Source organism: Microbacterium sp. Leaf320 (assembly GCF_001423485.1).
Classification (GTDB): Bacteria; Actinomycetota; Actinomycetes; order Actinomycetales; family Microbacteriaceae; genus Microbacterium.
The window spans coordinates 1-16,339 of sequence record NZ_LMOD01000002.1; the positions used below are offsets into that span (position 1 = coordinate 1).

At 70.5% G+C, this 16,339-nt stretch carries 15 protein-coding genes; 3 read left to right on the forward strand and 12 right to left on the reverse strand.

Annotated elements, in window-relative coordinates; all coding sequences use genetic code 11:
- Positions 1 to 130: 130 nt before the first annotated feature.
- Positions 131 to 412, reverse strand: a complete 282-nt coding sequence (locus ASF63_RS04810; RefSeq protein ID WP_056512674.1) for a WXG100 family type VII secretion target — start codon at positions 410 to 412, stop codon at positions 131 to 133.
- Positions 413 to 453: 41 nt separating this feature from the next.
- A complete protein-coding gene (locus tag ASF63_RS04815; RefSeq protein ID WP_056510271.1) occupies positions 454 to 768 on the reverse strand; it encodes a WXG100 family type VII secretion target in 315 nt (104 codons plus the stop codon).
- 430 nt (positions 769 to 1,198) lie between these two features.
- On the opposite strand from ASF63_RS04815, the gene eccD reads away from it, so the two are divergent.
- The 3 genes from eccD to ASF63_RS04830 are packed head-to-tail and all read left to right on the forward strand — an operon-like array spanning position 1,199 to position 5,223.
- Positions 1,199 to 2,533: a type VII secretion integral membrane protein EccD gene (gene eccD, locus ASF63_RS04820; protein WP_056510274.1), complete on the forward strand. Its 1,335-nt coding sequence runs from the start codon at positions 1,199 to 1,201 to the stop codon at positions 2,531 to 2,533.
- A 3-nt stretch (positions 2,534 to 2,536) separates the two neighbouring features.
- Positions 2,537 to 3,886 carry a type VII secretion protein EccB gene (eccB, locus tag ASF63_RS04825; RefSeq protein ID WP_056510275.1) on the forward strand — a complete coding sequence of 450 codons (1,350 nt, stop codon included), beginning with the start codon at positions 2,537 to 2,539 and terminating at the stop codon, positions 3,884 to 3,886.
- A complete protein-coding gene (locus tag ASF63_RS04830) occupies positions 3,886 to 5,223 on the forward strand; it encodes a S8 family serine peptidase (protein ID WP_056510279.1) in 1,338 nt (445 codons plus the stop codon). The genes eccB and ASF63_RS04830 overlap by 1 nt, the downstream gene beginning before the upstream one ends.
- 72 nt (positions 5,224 to 5,295) lie before the next feature.
- Here the strand turns inward: ASF63_RS04830 and ASF63_RS04835 are convergent, their stop codons facing one another.
- The 10 genes from ASF63_RS04835 to ASF63_RS04880 form a co-directional block, all read right to left on the reverse strand.
- On the reverse strand, positions 5,296 to 6,036 hold the full coding sequence (locus ASF63_RS04835) for a hypothetical protein (protein WP_056510281.1): 741 nt from the start codon (positions 6,034 to 6,036) through the stop codon (positions 5,296 to 5,298).
- Complete coding sequence (locus tag ASF63_RS04840) at positions 6,033 to 6,863, reverse strand: PP2C family protein-serine/threonine phosphatase (RefSeq protein ID WP_056510284.1); 831 nt, start codon at positions 6,861 to 6,863, stop codon at positions 6,033 to 6,035. Before ASF63_RS04840 ends, ASF63_RS04835 begins: the two co-directional genes overlap by 4 nt.
- Positions 6,860 to 8,725, reverse strand: a complete 1,866-nt coding sequence (locus tag ASF63_RS04845) for a DUF5684 domain-containing protein (protein ID WP_056510286.1) — start codon at positions 8,723 to 8,725, stop codon at positions 6,860 to 6,862. The genes ASF63_RS04840 and ASF63_RS04845 overlap by 4 nt, the downstream gene beginning before the upstream one ends.
- A gap of 115 nt (positions 8,726 to 8,840) precedes the next feature.
- Positions 8,841 to 9,599 (reverse strand): hypothetical protein, encoded by a 759-nt coding sequence (locus ASF63_RS04850; protein ID WP_056510288.1) that lies wholly within the window; start codon positions 9,597 to 9,599, stop codon positions 8,841 to 8,843.
- Positions 9,596 to 10,807: a hypothetical protein gene (locus ASF63_RS04855; protein WP_056510290.1), complete on the reverse strand. Its 1,212-nt coding sequence runs from the start codon at positions 10,805 to 10,807 to the stop codon at positions 9,596 to 9,598. Before ASF63_RS04855 ends, ASF63_RS04850 begins: the two co-directional genes overlap by 4 nt.
- Positions 10,807 to 11,103: a hypothetical protein gene (locus ASF63_RS04860; protein WP_157534237.1), complete on the reverse strand. Its 297-nt coding sequence runs from the start codon at positions 11,101 to 11,103 to the stop codon at positions 10,807 to 10,809. Before ASF63_RS04860 ends, ASF63_RS04855 begins: the two co-directional genes overlap by 1 nt.
- Entirely contained in the window at positions 11,100 to 11,408 is a 309-nt protein-coding gene (locus ASF63_RS04865) for an SAV_915 family protein (protein WP_056310012.1), read from the reverse strand. Before ASF63_RS04865 ends, ASF63_RS04860 begins: the two co-directional genes overlap by 4 nt.
- Entirely contained in the window at positions 11,405 to 13,963 is a 2,559-nt protein-coding gene (locus ASF63_RS04870) for a transglutaminase domain-containing protein (RefSeq protein WP_056510294.1), read from the reverse strand. Before ASF63_RS04870 ends, ASF63_RS04865 begins: the two co-directional genes overlap by 4 nt.
- A complete protein-coding gene (locus tag ASF63_RS04875; RefSeq protein WP_056510296.1) occupies positions 13,960 to 15,330 on the reverse strand; it encodes a DUF58 domain-containing protein in 1,371 nt (456 codons plus the stop codon). Before ASF63_RS04875 ends, ASF63_RS04870 begins: the two co-directional genes overlap by 4 nt.
- Complete coding sequence (locus tag ASF63_RS04880; RefSeq protein WP_056510298.1) at positions 15,327 to 16,316, reverse strand: AAA family ATPase; 990 nt, start codon at positions 16,314 to 16,316, stop codon at positions 15,327 to 15,329. Before ASF63_RS04880 ends, ASF63_RS04875 begins: the two co-directional genes overlap by 4 nt.
- Positions 16,317 to 16,339: the final 23 nt, after the last annotated feature.

Below are 16,339 nucleotides of genomic sequence, written 5' to 3' on the forward strand. Positions count from 1 at the left end.
CGCGCTCTCATCGCACCCCCTCCTTCATACGCTGAAACCCCTGACGTCTGCACCGTCCTCCGACCAGGGCGGAGGGCAGAGCAGACGACGCGGGCCCGACGCATCGCTGCGACGGGCCCGCGTCACGGGATCACGCCCCGAACCGCCCGGCAGCCGACTTGTCGGTCTGCACGTACTGGCCCGAGATCTCCTCGGTCTTGCCCGCGATCTGCGTGAGAAGCTGCTGCATCTCACTCAGCGAACGGTTCCACTTCGCCTGCGCCTGGTCATACGCCTGCTGCGCGGAACCATCCCACGCCGCACGCAGCTTCCCGACCTCGGACTCGAGACGATCGAGCTCCGAACGAATAGCCTGCGACCCGCTACGGATCTGCCCTGCCAGAGCATTGACCTGCTCCGGACGAACTGACATCGACTGCATCATGTCCTCCTTGAAATCTCTGTGGTCTACGCTCAGGAACCCATCATCGAGCCGAGGCCCGAGATGGTCTGCTGGTGAGCTTCTTCAGTCGCAGCCTGGTCACGCTCAGTGCCCGCAAGAGCATCCTCGAGCGTCACGAGAACCTCGTTCAGCTGACGAGCCTGCTCGTCCCACCGCGACATCAGCGTCGAGAACGACGCGGCAGCCGCACCCGTCCAGAAACCACGCAGCTGCTCGATCTCACCACGGACCTTCTTGGTCTGCTGATCGATCCCGGACTTCGTCTCCCGCACCGCCTGGGCTCCGCGGCGCAGAGCCCCCTCTTCAGCGGAGATGACATCAGCCATAACTCACTCCCTCCGGTCCACAAAGGACACACGTGCGGGGAGCGCATCCCAGTATTGGGACGACTTCGAAACAACCCCCCACGATTCGTTTCACGACACAGGCTAGATCAGATCGCCCCCAATCACCAGAACACCCCACACACCCACCCCGACTTCCCACCATCGATGGACAAAACCCCCAAGGCGATGCAGCTCGCGCATCAGCGCGAGCAGCGCGTGCATCTCGGATGCCTNCACGACACAGGCTAGATCAGATCGCCCCCAATCACCAGAACACCCCACACACCCACCCCGACTTCCCACCATCGATGGACAAAACCCCCAAGGCGATGACTACGCGTTGTCGCACGGCTCAACTAGGGTGAAAGGCGGAATGCGCAGCCACGGGTCTCCTCCCGACCGGCGGCAACCATGGAGGGGGCATCGTTCCATGACTCAGAGCAGCACAGCGGCAGGCACCGTGTTGCGGCTTTCCGTCGTCAGCGACGACCGCCGGCTCGACGTCGGCGTGCCGTCGCAGGTCCCCCTCGTCGAGATCATCCCCGGCTTCGCCCGGAGCCTGGGCGTGCTCGACCCGACGCTCACGCACGGCGGCTACTCACTGCAGCGGGCGGACGGCACACCGCTCGACCCTGCTCGCGGAGCGGCAGCTCAGGGTGTGCACGACGGCGAGCTGCTGACCCTCGTCCGCGGCGGCCTCATGAAGGAGCCGCGCGTCTACGACGACGTCGTCGAGGCGGTGATCGACGCCACCGCCGAGCAGCACGGCTCGTGGACCCCCGCAGACAGTTCGCGCACCGCCCTGTTCGTCAGCCTCACCTTCCTCGCACTCTGTGCGCTCCTGCTCGTCGCGACCCCGCCGACGTCGCTCCTGCCGGCGATCATCGCCGGGGCCGGCGCCATCGTGCTCAGTGTCGCCGCCGCCGTGCTCATGCGTCTCCGTCAGCCCGAGGCAGGCCACGCGCTCGGACTGACCGCCGCGGCATACGGAGGGCTCGCGGGATACCTCGCAGTGCCCGTGCAGAGCATCTGGGGATGGCCGCTCGCCGCTCTTGGCCTCGGACTCGTCATCGTCGGCGGCGTCGGGCTCGCGGTCACTCAGGACAAACCCGAGATCCACCTCGTGCCCATCGCCCTCGGCGCATCCATCGGCATCACAGCGACGAGCGCCGCGATCTTCGGAGACGCGCTCGCGCCGTACGCGATCATGCTCGCGACCACGGCGCTGCTCGCGAACGGCATCCCGTGGCTCGCGCTGACCTCCACCCGCATCCGGGTGATCTCGCCGCAGAGCGACGCCGACATGTTCGCAGCCCCCGAGCCGATCGACGCCGACGAGGTCAAGCGCCGCGCAGCGGCCGGCACGCGCACACTGATCGCGTTGCGGGCCGCGCTCGGCCTCGCTGCCCTGATCGCGACTCCCCTGGTCGCCGCCAGCGGCGTCTTCGGCGCCCTGCTCTGCGTGCTCGCGTTCGTCGGGATGATGTTCCAGTCGCGTCAGATCCACGCCCGCCTTGGCGTGCTCGTGCTCATGGCCATCGGAGCCATCGGCCTCGCCACGACGGGCGTGACGGTGGCGCTCGCTCTTCCCGACGTGCGCACCTGGATGCTCCTCATCCTCGTCGTCGCGACCGTCATCCTCGTCGGACTGACGCTGCTGACCCCGAAGGCCCGCCTGCGGCTCACCCGCCTCGGCGACACCGTCGAGGTCATCGCTCTCGCGCTCCTGCTGCCGCTCGGCGTCACCACGGCGGGGCTCGTCTGACCTATGGCGACCAAGAAAGATCTGATCGAGGCGCAGGGCTTCAGCCGGCGCCGACTGCTCTCGGCGTTCACCGGAGGCGCCCCCGGCGGCAAGGAGCTCGACCCCGCCAAGCCTCTGCGCGCGGTCGTCGCCGGCGTCGCGCTCACGGTCGGCGTCATCCTCGTCGGGGTGTTCTGGGGCATCATGCAGCCGGGTCTTCCCGGCGACTGGCAGAACAACCGATTGATCGTCGCGACCGACACAGGTGCCCGCTACGTCTCGGTCGACGGCACGCTGTACCCGGTGATCAACACCGCCAGTGCACGCCTGCTGATCCCCGCCGGCGAGTTCAAGGTGGTGCGCACCGACCAGGCCGCGCTCGACGGGATCCCGGTCGGCCCCGCGATCGGCATCCTCGGTGCCCCCGACGACCTTCCGGCCCCGAACGCGCTGATCAACTCGTCGTGGACCGCGTGCGTCGACGACGGAGAAGGCGCCGCCGTCTCGCTCTCGACCTCTCCCGTCGCCGACGTCTCGACGGGCACGGGCGCGGTCGTCCAACGCGGCGACGAGCTCTTCGTGATCGCCGACGGCCTGCGCTACGCGGTCTCGGCCGATGACGCGAACGCCGTGCTCCGCGCGGTCGGCCTAGGAACCAGCGACATCCTCGAGGTCGACGGCCGCTGGCTCAACCTCTTCGAATCCGGCGAGGAGCTCGAGCCGATCAGGCTCAACGCGATGGGCGCCCCCGTGCCCGACACGAACCTCACGGCGGGGACGATCGTGCACACGCAGGGCACCCCCGCCGACGAGCGCTACGTGGCTCTCGCGACCGGTGAGCTCGCACGCCTCAGCCCTCTCGCCTACCAGCTGTACCTTCTCGGCAGCGGCCAGGAGGCATCCGAAGAGGAGGTCTCGCCCGCCGAGACCGGAGATGTGCCGACGGTTGCGTACATCGGAGGCGAAGACTGGCCCACACTGCCGCTGAAGCCCCTCGCGGCAGGCGAGTCTCCGTGCGCTGTGCTCACCGACGACGCTCGCACCGTGCTCGGAGCGACCACGAGCGGGCTGCCCGAGGAGCGCTCGACGGTCGACGTCAAGGTTGGCGGCGGGGCCCTCGTGCAGGTCAGCGCCGCATCAGACGACGCGGTGGGCATGGCCGTGCTGATCGACGAATCCGGCACCGCCTACGCGATCCCCGGGGCGACCGCCGAGCAGAGTGCGGAGGATGCCGCGAGCGGCCCCATCGCGCAGCTCGGCTACTCCCCCGACGATGTGGGACGCGTGTCCGACGCCTGGCTCGAGTTCTTCGCGGCGGGGCCCGCCCTGACCACCGAAGCCGCGAGAGAGTCGCCCGGCTCCGGGACGAACTGATGCGTCGTCGCAGCGCCGCCCTCGCGGCCGTCATGCTCGGCACGGCGGTGCTCGGAGCACCGGCGACGGCGCTGGCGTCGACCGCCACCTCGTCATCGATCGTCTCGACCGCGACGGCTGGGCAGGCGTGCACCCTGGGCACCGTCGTCTTCAGCCCCGAGGCTCCGGTCGCTCTGGCTCAGCTCGGAGCAGAGGACGCGAACCGGCTCGCCACGGGCGAGGGCATCGTCGTCGCGGTCGTCGACTCGGGGATCGACGCGAGCAATCCGCACCTCGCCGGGGTCGTGATCGGCGGTGTCGACCTCGTCGGCGACGGCGAACGCGCAGACGGCATGAGTGACACGACGGGCCACGGCACCGCCATCGCCGGGCAGATCGCCGCACAGCAGGTGCCCGGGTCGGGCGTGGTCGGACTCGCACCTGACGCACGACTCCTGTCGGTGCGGGTGTTCCGCAGCAACCAGCAGCAGGACGTCGACAAGGGCTACGGACCGACCTCGCAGCGCATCGCCGACGGCATCCACTGGGCCGCTGACAACGGCGCGGACATCATCAACGTCTCGATGTCGCAGAGCAGCGACTCCGCCGAGCTCCGCGCCGCCGTCGAGCATGCGGCCGCGGTCGGAGCCCTGGTGGTGGCGAGCGGCGGCAACCGGGCGTCGGATGCCGATGCGGCGGACGCCGCCAGGTATCCCGCAGCGTACGAGCAGGCTCTCGGGGTCAGCGCGGCCGACAGCAACGGCCGAGCCACCGAGAGCTCGATCCACGGCCCCCAGGTCGACGTGACGGCTCCTGGAGGCAACGTGCTGACGGCGGCGGCAGGAGGAGGGGACTGCGTCTTCGCGGGTGACGCCCCGGCGTCGAGCTTCGCCACCGGATATGCGAGCGCTGCCGCAGCCCTCGTCGCCGAGGCGCACCCCGAGGATCCTCCGGCAGGGTGGGCCTATCGGCTCACCGCCACCGGGCTTCGAGCCGACGCCGACAACCGCGACGACGTGAACGGGTGGGGCTTCATCCAGCCGTTCGCCGCGATCGAGCTGCTCCCGGACGAGACGACACGGGGCCCCGTGAGCCCCTACTTCGACACCGCCGAGAGCGCGGCTCGACCTCCCGTCGCCACGGTGGACCCCGACCACGGAGCCTCGCCGTTCCTCCTCACGCGTGAAGCGGCGCTGTTCACCGCGATCGGCGGAGCGAGCCTGCTCGGTGTGCTCGGCATCCTCATCGTGCTGCGACGCCGCAGGGAAGCCCCCGTCGACGATCCGAGCGAGATCGAGCGCGAGGGCGGACTGCTGCGCACGCCGGACACAGGCGCCGATTCCGACAGGGTCGGCTGAGCCGGCCGGGTCAGGTCCGCGAAGCCCTCAGTCGAGGTCGACGGCGACCACTCCGCCACAGCGGGCGAGGCTTCAGGCGAAGACGACGAAGCCCAGCATGACCAGACCGGCGACGGAGACGGCGCAGGCGGCCGCGAAGGCGAGGAGGGTCGCCATGCTCCAGCGCAGTCCCTGCTTGGCGACGGAGGGGAGCTCCGGATCCACCGCCCTGGTGGGTGCGGCGGCTCCGGCCACGATCGGCGGCGCAGAGGGCCCGAGCGGCGCCGGGCGGGGACGATAGATCTCGGGTGGCCGAACGTCGGTCGGCGCCTCGAATGAGATGGGCGCGGCGGTCGGCGCGGGATCGACCGGGGCATCGTCCTGCTCGTCGGCGCCCTTCTTTCGCTTGCGACGCAGAGGTCGAGGCGGCCGGGACACGACGACAGTCGCCTCTTCGACGAGTTCGTCGTCGGGAGTACCGGCGGGCTCCTCGACGACTCCAGCACTCCGGTCCACCACGACGGTGGCCTCATCGAGAACCTCGGCGTCGTCGTCGGGAGTACCGGCGGGCTCCGCGACCGGTCCCGCGCTCCGGTCCACAACGACGGTGGCCTCATCGAGAACCTCGACGTCGGTGCCATCCGTCGAATCCTCGGACCTCGCATCCTCGTCCGCGACGTCCGCGACGTCCGCGACGTCCGCAACGTCCGTCGGCACTGACTGCACTGACGGCGCTGACGGCGCTGGCGGTGCATCCGCAACCGCGCCTCCTCGACGCCGGTCGCGACGAGTGAGGATGACGGTCTCCTCGCCGTCGTTCTCGTCGTCGGTCATCGCGCCCGCACCGGGATCGTCGTGCCCTCGAGCATCGAGTCGGTCAGAGAAGCGGATGCCGCGATGCGGCCGGCCGTGCTGTCGTCGGGTCGCGTGCGCGCACCCCCGGCGACCACGTCGATCACGACGACCGAGACGTTGTCTCGGCCGCCCGCCTTGAGCGCCCGGCTCACCAGCGCCGCGGCGGCGGTCTCGGGGCGTCCGTTCATCGTCAGGGTCGCGCGGATGGCCTCATCGCTGACCTCGCCGCTCAGTCCGTCGGAGCACAGCAGCAGCCGCTCGCCGTCGACCACGGGAAGCAGCCAGCTGTCGGCCGTGCTGTCCGGTGCCCCGATGGCCCGGGTGATGACGTTGCGCTGCGAGAACGACGCGAGGTCTTCGGGGCGCAGCTCCCCGGCATCCACGAGCTCCTGCCCCAGCGAGTGGTCGATCGTCAGCTGGGTCAGGTCGTTGCCGTGGTGCCGGTAGACGCGCGAGTCGCCGACGTTGAACACGAGCCAGTGCGGTGCGCCGTCGTGCTCGACGAGCGCGACGCCGGTCACGGTGCTGCCCGCCCCGCGCTTGTGCTCGGCCGAGATGTCCTCGACCACGGCCGCAGCATGGCTCAGGGCTTCGCCGATGTCGGCGACCTCGACTGTGCGTCCTCGCAACGGTTCGAAGGCCTCGACCACCGCAGCGCTGGCGCGATCGCCCGCCTCGTGTCCGCCCATGCCGTCGGCCACCAGGAAGACCGGCGATGCGACGAGCACCGAGTCCTCGTTCGCGGCGCGCTTGAGACCGGTGTCGGTCAGTGACGCGACGTTGAGAACCACCGAAGAGAGAGTCACGAATCGCGCTCCGCGATGACGTGCATGCCCACTTCGCCGAGGATGAAGCGCCCGTTGCCGGTGACGCTCTCTCCCGGATCGAGCAGGGTCTCCGTGCCGTTCTCCTCGACCACGACCACGCCGTTCGTGGCGTGCAGATCGGTGAGGCGCCACTCGTCGTCGTGCACGACGAGGCGCGCATGCGTCTTCGACAGCGTGCGTGTGGTGTCGGAGATCGCGAGTCGCTGCTCGCCCGGTTCGCCGATCGGATTGCGACCGATCACGACGCTCGCGCCCGAGAGCGAGAACTTGCGGCCGTCATCCAGCACGAGCGAGCGGCGGACGCCGCGCTTGCGCGCAACGACCACCGTGGCATCGAAGTCGTCGACGTCGATCTCTGCCGGACGCGGAGTGACGACCGTCTTGTCGACGTCGGCGGCGAGTCCGCCGAGCGGCATCGGAGCGGCCGAGGATGCGGCAGCATGCGCGGGGTCGACCGGCGCAGGGTCGGCCGGCGCGGGCACCACCGGGGCCGCCGGCGTCACGGGCGCGTCCGCTGCCGCTGCCGCGGACGGCGCCGGACGGATGACGGGCATCTGCGGCTCGAGGTCGGAGGCACCGTCGCGGAACGACGGCGGGGCGGGACGTACGACACGCTGCGGGTCGGCGGTCGGCGCTGCGGGCGACTGATCCGCTGCCCCGTGATCCGGCGATGCGGGCGCCGCGAACTGCACGGCAGGCGGCGCGGATGGCACGTCCTCGAAAGGAGCGGGCGCCTGCGGAGAGGCAGGAGCGGGAGGCTGCGGCGCGGCAGGAGCAGGAGGCTGCGGAGCGGCAGGAGGCTGCGGGGCAGCGACGGGCGCGGATGGCTGCGGGGCCACCGGCTCTCCGCCCATCGCGGCCATGATCCCGGTCGTCGGGTGCGCCTCGACAGGAGCGGGCGGCTGCGGAGCGGAGGACGCCACCGGCGCTGACGGCTGCGAGGCGAACTGCGGTGCTGACGGCTGCGAGGCGAACTGCGGTGCCGACGGCTGCGGTGCTGGAGGCTGCGGTGATGGAGGCTGCGGTGCTGACGGCTGCGGCGACGCCACCGGGGCGGGCGGCTGCGGTGCGGCGTGTGGTGCGGGCGGCGCGAACGACGCGGCAGGCGCTCCGATGTTCGGCGACTGCCCACCGGTGGGCGGGTACGACAGGGACTGCGCACCGGGAACGGGCGGCGGACCGACCTGCGCACCCGGTGCCGATGACGGAGCGGATGGCGGCTGCGGCGGCGCGCCCCACGCGGACGGCGCAGCGGGCGCAAGGGACGCCGCCGACTCCGACGTCTCGGTCGCCCGAGGCGGGGCCGCATAGTCGGGGAAGATGAGCGCGGGAGCATCCGGTTGGCTCTGGGCGTGCGGCGCGAGCGACGGGATCGTGTAGCCCGACGCATCACGAGCGGGCGCCGCGGCGGGCTGCGACGTGCGACGCGGCCCGGGCTGCAGAGCGGCCAGGCGCTCGCCCTCGGGGTAGGGCGGGGCGCCCCAGGCGAGAACCGTCGCCCACACCGGCGGAAGCAGGATCGCGAGCACCGTCATCCCGGCGCCCCGCCCGAACCGCTGGTTGATGCGGTGGGTCGCGACGACCTTGAGGTAGATGCCGTACAGCTGCACGATCGGGATGAAGTAGAACACGACCGACCAGGCGGGGACTCCACCTCGCGCGAGGATCTCGGCCTCGTTGAGGATCGGGACCCAGCCCTTCCACCCCTCGCCGTCGATACGCGGGAAAAGGCGCGAGAGCGCATACGCGTACCAGACGTAGATGGCGATGCCGATGAGCACACCGAGACCGCCCACGATGGCCAGCATCGTCGCGTAGCCGGCATCCACGGGCGCGATCATGAGTCCCCCTTCTTCCGGTCGCCGAGCGAACCGGTCAATCCGAGCGTACCGAGCGCGACACCATCCGACCGACGAACACCACGGGACCGGCCGCTCCGCCGACTTCGGCGAGGCATCAGAACTCGCCCGAACGCAGGCGATCGAGTGTACGCGGTCCTATCTCGGCGCGTGCAGACGCCGTGGCCGCGTAGAACGTGACGAGCTCGGCGAGGAGCACGGGATCGCTCGCGAGATCGCGTGCGGCCCACGATGCCGGCCTCGCCGTGGTCGTGCGCAGCGCGACCCGATCTCCCGACAGCGCCGCGCCGCTCACGTCGTCCCACGTCGCGCGAAGTCCCGTGCGCGGGATGCGCAGGTCGATACCCTCCGGCGTCAGCGTCATCCGATGCGCGTCGGGCCGCCGGAACAGACTCCGCGTCCCGACGACGGTCAGCGTGATGCCGACGGCGGGGACGACGAGCAGGGTGAGGGTCGAGAGCCGCTCGGCCGGGACCGCGACGATCGCCCACGCCCATCCAGCGAGGATGAGCACCCCGGCGACGGCCAGGAGCCGAAGCGGGGTGATGATCTCCTCGGCACCGCGGAAGGCGACCGCACGATCGGTGGCCTCGACGCGCACGACGCGGACCCGCGAGACGCGCAGGTGCGCACCGAGCAACCATGCCGCGAGACCGACAGTAACGAACACCGCCAGCCCGAGGAGCTTCATCGCCGGAGCCGGATCCAGCACCAGGAGGAGCCCATAGCCGGCGAGCGCGAGCCCGAGCACCACGCCGAGCACGGTCAGTCCGGTCGTGGAGCGCTGTTGGCCCGCCCACCCTGCATGTCCGGGCACGAAGATCGTCTGCACGGCGGTCGTCTCGGTCGAAGTCATCCGAACACGCCCTTCCAGGCTCTGCCGATGCCATGACCGACGTCGCCGACGACGTCGGTCGTGTTCTCCCAGGCGTCCTCGGCGAAGTCCGTCGACGCGTCCCACGCATCGGAGAGCCCTGCGTCGATCGACTCCCTGACGTCCTGCGGCACCCAGCTCTCGTAGGCCCAGACCGCGCCGGCGCCCACGGCGACCGCCGCACCACCGACCACGACGGCCGTTCCCCAGACGGGCAGGGTCACGATGCCAGCCGCCGCGAGCCCGGCGACCCCGAGTCCGGCCGCTGCGCCGCCGAGGAGTCCGCCGCCGATCTCCACCGCTGTCGACGACGGGTCGTCACCGCTCTCGAGAGCCGTCCCGAGGTCCCAGAGGTCGATGCCCCAGCCCACGAACGGCACGGCCTTGCTCGCGCGCGACAGCCCGCGAGCAAGATCCTCAGCCTCATCGGCGGCCCATCGCATGCCCTGCGGGTTCGCCGCCTCGGCCGCGGCCTTCGTCGCGGGGTTCCCCGAGCGGAGGTCGCTCACGAAGTCGGATGCTCCGGTGCGGAGCTCGTCCGCGTGGCTGACGAGATCGCTGGCGGTGTTCTTCCACGCCAGACCCTGACCGTCGAGGTAGATCTTCGGCATCTCGCCGCCGGCCTCGTTCAGGCCGGAGAGGATCTTCTCCGCCGTCGTCTCTCCGGGAAGTCCCCCGAGGAATGCGTCGAGGTTCTCGCTGATCCAGACCTCGAGCTCGCCCCACCAGGCTCCGACATCGGTCGCGATCTCGTTGTACAGATCGATGCGATCGAGGTGCTCCTGCCAGGCATCCCAGTTCGGGTCGTCACGGGTCGCGGGACAGGTCGAGAGCAGCGAGACGGGCCGGCCGATGACCATGCCGTTCACGGGGAGCCCCTGGGCGCGCGCGTTGTCTCGGTGGGCCGCGAAGTCGTCGCGCATCCGCTCGAGCTGCCCGGCGTAGGAGCGGAGCTTCTCCGCGGCATCGCCCGCCTGGTCCCTGATCTCGTTCGCCGCATCCGTCGTACGGTGGAGGATCGTGACGTAGTCGTCGGCCGATTCGCCGTACCAGTGCGAGCGGACGCCCGTCGGGATGAAGCTCGTCGTCTTCGAGGACGCGTCAGCCGCATCCTTCAGCCCCGGGTCGAGCCACTCGGCGGCGGCGCGCACCTGTGCCGGATCTCCGTGCGTGGTGGTGTCGATCGTCATCAGAGGTCCTCGACCGCCGTGGCCACCGGGGAGAGCTGGTCGATGACGTCCTGCTCGTTCGTCGCGTCATCGTCGGCGACGACTCGCACGACCTCGCCGAGCGTGCCGTTGATGCGGTACAGTGCGTCGACCCCCTCGCCGACGCGCATCATGATCGCCGCGACCGCATCGGATGCGAGACCCCCGTCGACGGATCCGGGGATCGCGGCGAGCTTTCCCCGCATGAACGCCACCGCCTCCTCGTGCATGCTCGCGTGGACGGCCATGACCTCCGGGTCCATCGATATGCGGGTCATGCGATCGCTCCGTCCCGACGGTACGAGGCGGGGATGTCGAGATCGAAGATCACGACATCGTAGGGCTGCGACTTCTTGATCTGGGCGAGCTCCTCGGTGCGGAGCAGGATCCACGGCTGTCGCTCGCCTGCGAGGTCGAGCAGCCGATCGAGTGCGGTGTACGCGAGCAGCGCGCGGCGGCCGTCCTTCAGCTCCCGGATCTCCACCGCCTGCTCCTGCGGCGTGGACTGCACGCTCAGCGGCAGATAGAGCACGGGAGGCACCATCGGCGGCTGTGCGGGCGGCAGCGGTTCGAAGATCGTCATGTCTGTCCTCCTGATGCCTTCCGGTTGCCGAGCGAACCGGTCGATCCGAGCGTACCGAGCGCGGGCCGAAGCCCGAAGAAGCGGATGCCGCCCGCCGACCGCACCCGACCGACGAACGATGTCGGTCGCACCCGCATGATGAGGCGGTGCCACCATCGGCCGGTGTGCGCGAGGTCCGCGCGTTCCGCGTCCACGATCTCCCACGCGGCGCTCGCATCGTCCTTCGTCGGCGGATGCTCGGCGAACACCGCACGGTCGACGAGTGCCGCCAGACGGTCCGCCGCCTCGCGGTCGGTCGACAGCGCGCGCTGTGTGCGCGTGCCCTGCGTATCCATTGCGACGTCGTGGTCGGCGTACACGTCGACCAGTTCTTCCCACGCCCCCGCGAGACGCACCTCGGGTTCGGCGGCCATGCGTCGAGCCCTGGCACGCTGCCGCTTGGCGAGCACGAGGACGAGGAAGGGGAGGGCCAGCAGCACGAGTCCGAGCAGGCTCAGACCGACCGCCCGCAGTATCGGCAGCAGGATCGCCAGCACCTCCGACTGAGGATCCTCGAGCGGAGGCGCGTCGTTGTTCGAGTCGCTCTGCGCCTGAGGAGGGTCCAGCGCCTCAGAGCGCGGCTGCTCGGGAACCGTGGGATGCTCGGGCAGCTGCTCGCCCTCCGTGATGGAGCTGGGCAGCATCGCGTACTGCGGCGTCGTGTCGACCGGCATCCACTCAGCGCCGGAGGCACGCACCTCGACCCAGGCGCTCATGTTCGCCCCCGTGCACGTCTCGGTGCACGCGGGGATCCCGGGCACCTCCTCGGCCGCGGCGAGACGCGTGCCGATCACGACGCGGGACTCGAGCCCCCAGTGCTCGGCGAGAAGCGCAGCCGCCACAGAGAACTGCTCGTCATCGCCGACCGCCGAGACGAGCAGTTCGGGTGCGGCGTCCGCTCCCGCCCGCCGCTCCTGCTCGACCATGTCTGTGAAGAGCTCCTCGACGCGAGCCGCGGAGTGACCGGCGTAGCTCGGTGCGAACGCGTACCCATCGGACTCCTTGAGCGACGCGATCCACCCCGCTGCCGCTTCGTCGTCGAGCAGGGCATGGCTGAGGTATCCGCGGGAGCGCAGACGATCGATGATCTCGAGATACCCCGCACCCGTGCGAGGCTGCTCCTGCATCTCGGCCCACTCGACGAGCGCCGGGTATCGATCGGTGTCGAGGTTCGATTCTCCGCCCTGCAAGGCCGTGATGTCACCCTGGTCGCCGGGGGCATCCGCGAGCACCGTGTAGCGGTCGCCGGGAATGAGTCCCTCGTCGCCGTCGGAGGTCTCGGCGATGGTGATCGCCGTGTCGCCGCCCTCGTTCACGTGGAACCCGTCGGCGAGCGCGTCGGCACGGGTGCCGGAGAACGACGGTGCCTCCGCGAGACCGGCCGGCGCCGGAACCCAGATGCCGCGGTAGGCGTCGCCGATCGTGATGTCGAGCGTCACCCGCCCGGCTGCGGCGAGCGCCGTGCGCGGGAGCCGGCTGAACCGGTCGTCCGGGTCGATGTGGAAGTCCTCGCCGTCGTACGAATCCAGGGTGACGAGGCGGATGCGGTCGACCGCGCCCGGGTCACCCTGCACCCGGAGGACGGTCTCGTCGAGCGTGCCGCCGGCGAACCATGAGCGGTAGGCGCTGAGAGGACTCGCCTGCTGCTGCACGACGATCATCGGCTCGACCTCATCGCGCAGCACCGAACGATCCGACCATCCGGCCGCCGCCGGGGCGATCGCGAATCCGGCGACGAGTGCGACGATCGCGAGCGCTGCCGACAGGAGATGCCGACGCACGGTCAGCCACACCGGGGTGGCCCGGCGAGAGATGTTGGCGGCGGCGACCGTGCGCAGCGCCCGCGCACGCTGCAGCCGCGCACGACCGACCAGCCAGACGAGGGCGACGACGAAGAGCGCGACGCCGATCAGCCACTCCCGGGGAGCCGGAAGCGCAACCCCGAGGATCGAGACGGGCGCCGTGGTGCCGCTCACGCCGAAGGCGATGCCGAACACGCTCATCGCCGTCACGACGGGGACGGCGATCGTGGCGCGGCGTCCGTTCTCGAGCGCGAGGAGGGTCGCGACGAACGCCCCGAACAGCATGACGACGAGGTACGGGATGAGCACGGCCTGGTACTCGCCGAGCGGCGGGTTGAGCGTCAGCATCTGCTTCCAGCCGAGCACGACACCGAGCACCGCATCGCGGAGGCCCCCGATGAAGGCAGGGACGGACGACAACGCCGAGGGGATCGCGAGCGGCACCGCGACCACGAGGTACGTGCCGACCGCCGCGAGGGCGCCGAACAGCATCCCCCAGCGCAGAAGTCGCGTGAGCACGGCGACGGCCATGCCGAGCAGACCGCCGACGAGGCCGACGGCCAGGGCGCGCGGCGATTCGTACACGGGCCAGACCGCCGCGGTCGCGAGGCCGACACCGACCAGCACGTAGCCGAGCGACCAGAAGGTGAGGGCCGAGAGGGCGAACGACCGGCGCGACCCGGCCACGCCGCGCTTCGCGCCTGCCGCGCTCATCGGAGGGCTCCGCGCGCGAGCATCTGCGGCAGGTCGCCGAGGGCCCCGAGGGTCATCACCGCGAGCTCGCGGGCCGCGCGCATGGTCGGCTGTTCGCCGAGTTCACTGCGCACGGCGACCGCCTCGACCGCGGCGGGCAGCTTGACCGCTGCGAGCCGGAGCCGATCGAGCGGCATCCGAGACCCGGTCAGGAGGAATCCGATCGAGAGGTCCGGATACGACTGCGCGGTGAGGGCTGTGACCGCCTCGAGACGCATGACCCGGTCGGCCGCGTCGATCGTCGAGGTGGCATCGAGCAGCGCTTTGGGGGTCACGGTCGGCAACGTGCGGATCGAGAGCACCTCGGCGCGGCTGTGCTCGGGAATCTCGTTGCTCACCGAGAAGAGCACGTCACGGCCGTCGCGCACGCCCTGCAGGGCGAGGGATGCTGCGGCACTGACCGTGTTCTCGAACTCGTCGTCGGTCTCGTACGACTCGGCATCGAGGTCGAGGATGATCGCGATGCGGGCGTGCCGTGACTCCTCGTACTGGCGCACCATGAGCTTGCCGGTCTTGGCCGTCGACTTCCAGTGCACGTGCCGCTGCGAATCGCCGACGACATACTCGCGCACGGCGTGGAACGAGAGGTCTGCGTCGACCAGGACCGAACTGGGGGTGCCCTCGAGGTCGCGGATAAGACCCGCGCTGGTGCTGGGAAGACGAACCGTGACCGGGTGCACGTGGATGCGCTGCACGTCGGGCCAGCGGAGCTCGCGCCGGAGGATGCCGATCGGGTCGCCGCGGGTGATGGTCATGGGGCCGACGTCGATGACACCGCGGCGGTGAGCGGCGATCGTGAGCTGCTCGCGGTGATGGGAGCCGGGGCGCAGCAGCGGGACGTGCGCCTCGACGAGCCCCTCCCCCACAGGCACATCGACGACGCCGGGGAGCGAGAGGTGCTCGCCGTTGTTTCGGACGTCGAGGGTGGCCCCGATCTCCGCTCCGGCCACCACGCGGTCACGGTCGAGCGTGAGGTCGATCCGGTAGTCGTGGGTGCCGAGGATGAACGGGACGCAGGCGACCAGCAGCACCAGAGCTATCGCGGCCACAGCCCAGGCCTCGACCCAGCCGAACAGCAGCCCGGCGACGAGACCGAGAACGAGCGCCACGGCCACCAGCATCCCTGCCGCCGTGACCGTCTCGCGCACCCAGGCGACGGAGGCGCGAGCCGCGCGCCCCGTGTTGCGAGCCGCGCGACGAACGCCGAAGACCGCGCCGCGGACGGGGCCGCGGCGCGTGCGGTCGTAGCGCGTGACCGTCGACGTGCGCGTCGACGTGCTCGTGCCCGCCGTCGTGCGCGTCAGACGGGACTCGGTGCTGAAGCTCACGCAGTGCCGTTCTCGCGCGGGGGCTCGACGTCGAGCAGGATCTGGCCCACGACGGCGACGGCGGTGACGCCGTCGAACTCGGCCTCGGGCTCGAGCACGAGACGGTGGGCGAGCGCCACGACCGCGAGCTCGCGCACGTCGTCGGGCGTGACGAAGGTGCGGCCGTTCTTGGCGGCCCACGTCATCACCAGGCGCGAGAGCGCGATCGCGCCTCGCACACTCGCGCCGAGACGGACCTCGGAGGCCCGACGCGTGGCGTCGACGATGCGCATGATGTAGTCGGAGACGAGCGGGTTCACGTACACGCCGCGGGTCATCTCGGCCATCGTGAGGATGGTGTCGGTGCCGACGATGCCGTCGAGCACGTGCTTCGGCTGCGCGGCTCCCTGGAGGATGCGCATGGTCGCCGCCTCGTCGGGGTAGCCGATCGACGTCTTGATCATGAACCGGTCGAGCTGCGCCTCGGGCAGACGATACGTGCCGCCCTGCTCGATGGGGTTCTGCGTCGCCATCACGAGGAAGGGCGAGGGCACGGGGCGGGTGACGCCGTCGACCGTGACCGTTCCCTCTTCCATCACCTCGAGCAGCGAGGACTGCGTCTTCGGGCTCGCGCGGTTGATCTCGTCGGCGAGCACGATGTTCGCGAAGACGGGGCCGGCGTGGAACTCGAAAGCGCCCTCCTTCTGGTCGTAGACCGTGATGCCCGTCACGTCACCCGGCAGCAGGTCGGGGGTGAACTGGATGCGGGTGCTCGTGCCGGTCACGGTCTGGGCGATGGCGCGTGCAAGCGCCGTCTTGCCCGTGCCGGGGAAGTCCTCGAGCAGCACGTGTCCCCCGCTGACGGCCGCGGCGAGCACCAGCTCGACCACGTGCCGCTTGCCCAGGATCGCCTGCTCGACGTTGCCGGTGAGGATCGAGAAGGTCTCCGCGAACCAGGCGGCCTGTTCGGGAGCGAGGGTGACGGGAGCGGCAGTGGGAGCAGGCATAAGGAAAGAGTATTCGTAGGTTG

Excerpts from the sequence above, each read along its gene's own strand:
- ASF63_RS04810 (WP_056512674.1), bottom strand. The coding sequence starts at position 412 with ATGTCAGTTCGTCCGGAGCAGGTCAATGCTCTGGCAGGGCAGATCCGT.
- ASF63_RS04815 (WP_056510271.1), bottom strand. The coding sequence starts at position 768 with ATGGCTGATGTCATCTCCGCTGAAGAGGGGGCTCTGCGCCGCGGAGCC.
- eccD (WP_056510274.1), top strand. The coding sequence starts at position 1,199 with ATGACTCAGAGCAGCACAGCGGCAGGCACCGTGTTGCGGCTTTCCGTC.
- eccB (WP_056510275.1), top strand. The coding sequence starts at position 2,537 with ATGGCGACCAAGAAAGATCTGATCGAGGCGCAGGGCTTCAGCCGGCGC.
- ASF63_RS04830 (WP_056510279.1), top strand. The coding sequence starts at position 3,886 with ATGCGTCGTCGCAGCGCCGCCCTCGCGGCCGTCATGCTCGGCACGGCG.
- ASF63_RS04835 (WP_056510281.1), bottom strand. The coding sequence starts at position 6,036 with ATGACCGACGACGAGAACGACGGCGAGGAGACCGTCATCCTCACTCGT.
- ASF63_RS04845 (WP_056510286.1), bottom strand. The coding sequence starts at position 8,725 with ATGATCGCGCCCGTGGATGCCGGCTACGCGACGATGCTGGCCATCGTG.
- ASF63_RS04850 (WP_056510288.1), bottom strand. The coding sequence starts at position 9,599 with ATGACTTCGACCGAGACGACCGCCGTGCAGACGATCTTCGTGCCCGGA.
- ASF63_RS04855 (WP_056510290.1), bottom strand. The coding sequence starts at position 10,807 with ATGACGATCGACACCACCACGCACGGAGATCCGGCACAGGTGCGCGCC.
- ASF63_RS04860 (WP_157534237.1), bottom strand. The coding sequence starts at position 11,103 with ATGACCCGCATATCGATGGACCCGGAGGTCATGGCCGTCCACGCGAGC.
- ASF63_RS04865 (WP_056310012.1), bottom strand. The coding sequence starts at position 11,408 with ATGACGATCTTCGAACCGCTGCCGCCCGCACAGCCGCCGATGGTGCCT.
- ASF63_RS04870 (WP_056510294.1), bottom strand. The coding sequence starts at position 13,963 with ATGAGCGCGGCAGGCGCGAAGCGCGGCGTGGCCGGGTCGCGCCGGTCG.
- ASF63_RS04880 (WP_056510298.1), bottom strand. The coding sequence starts at position 16,316 with ATGCCTGCTCCCACTGCCGCTCCCGTCACCCTCGCTCCCGAACAGGCC.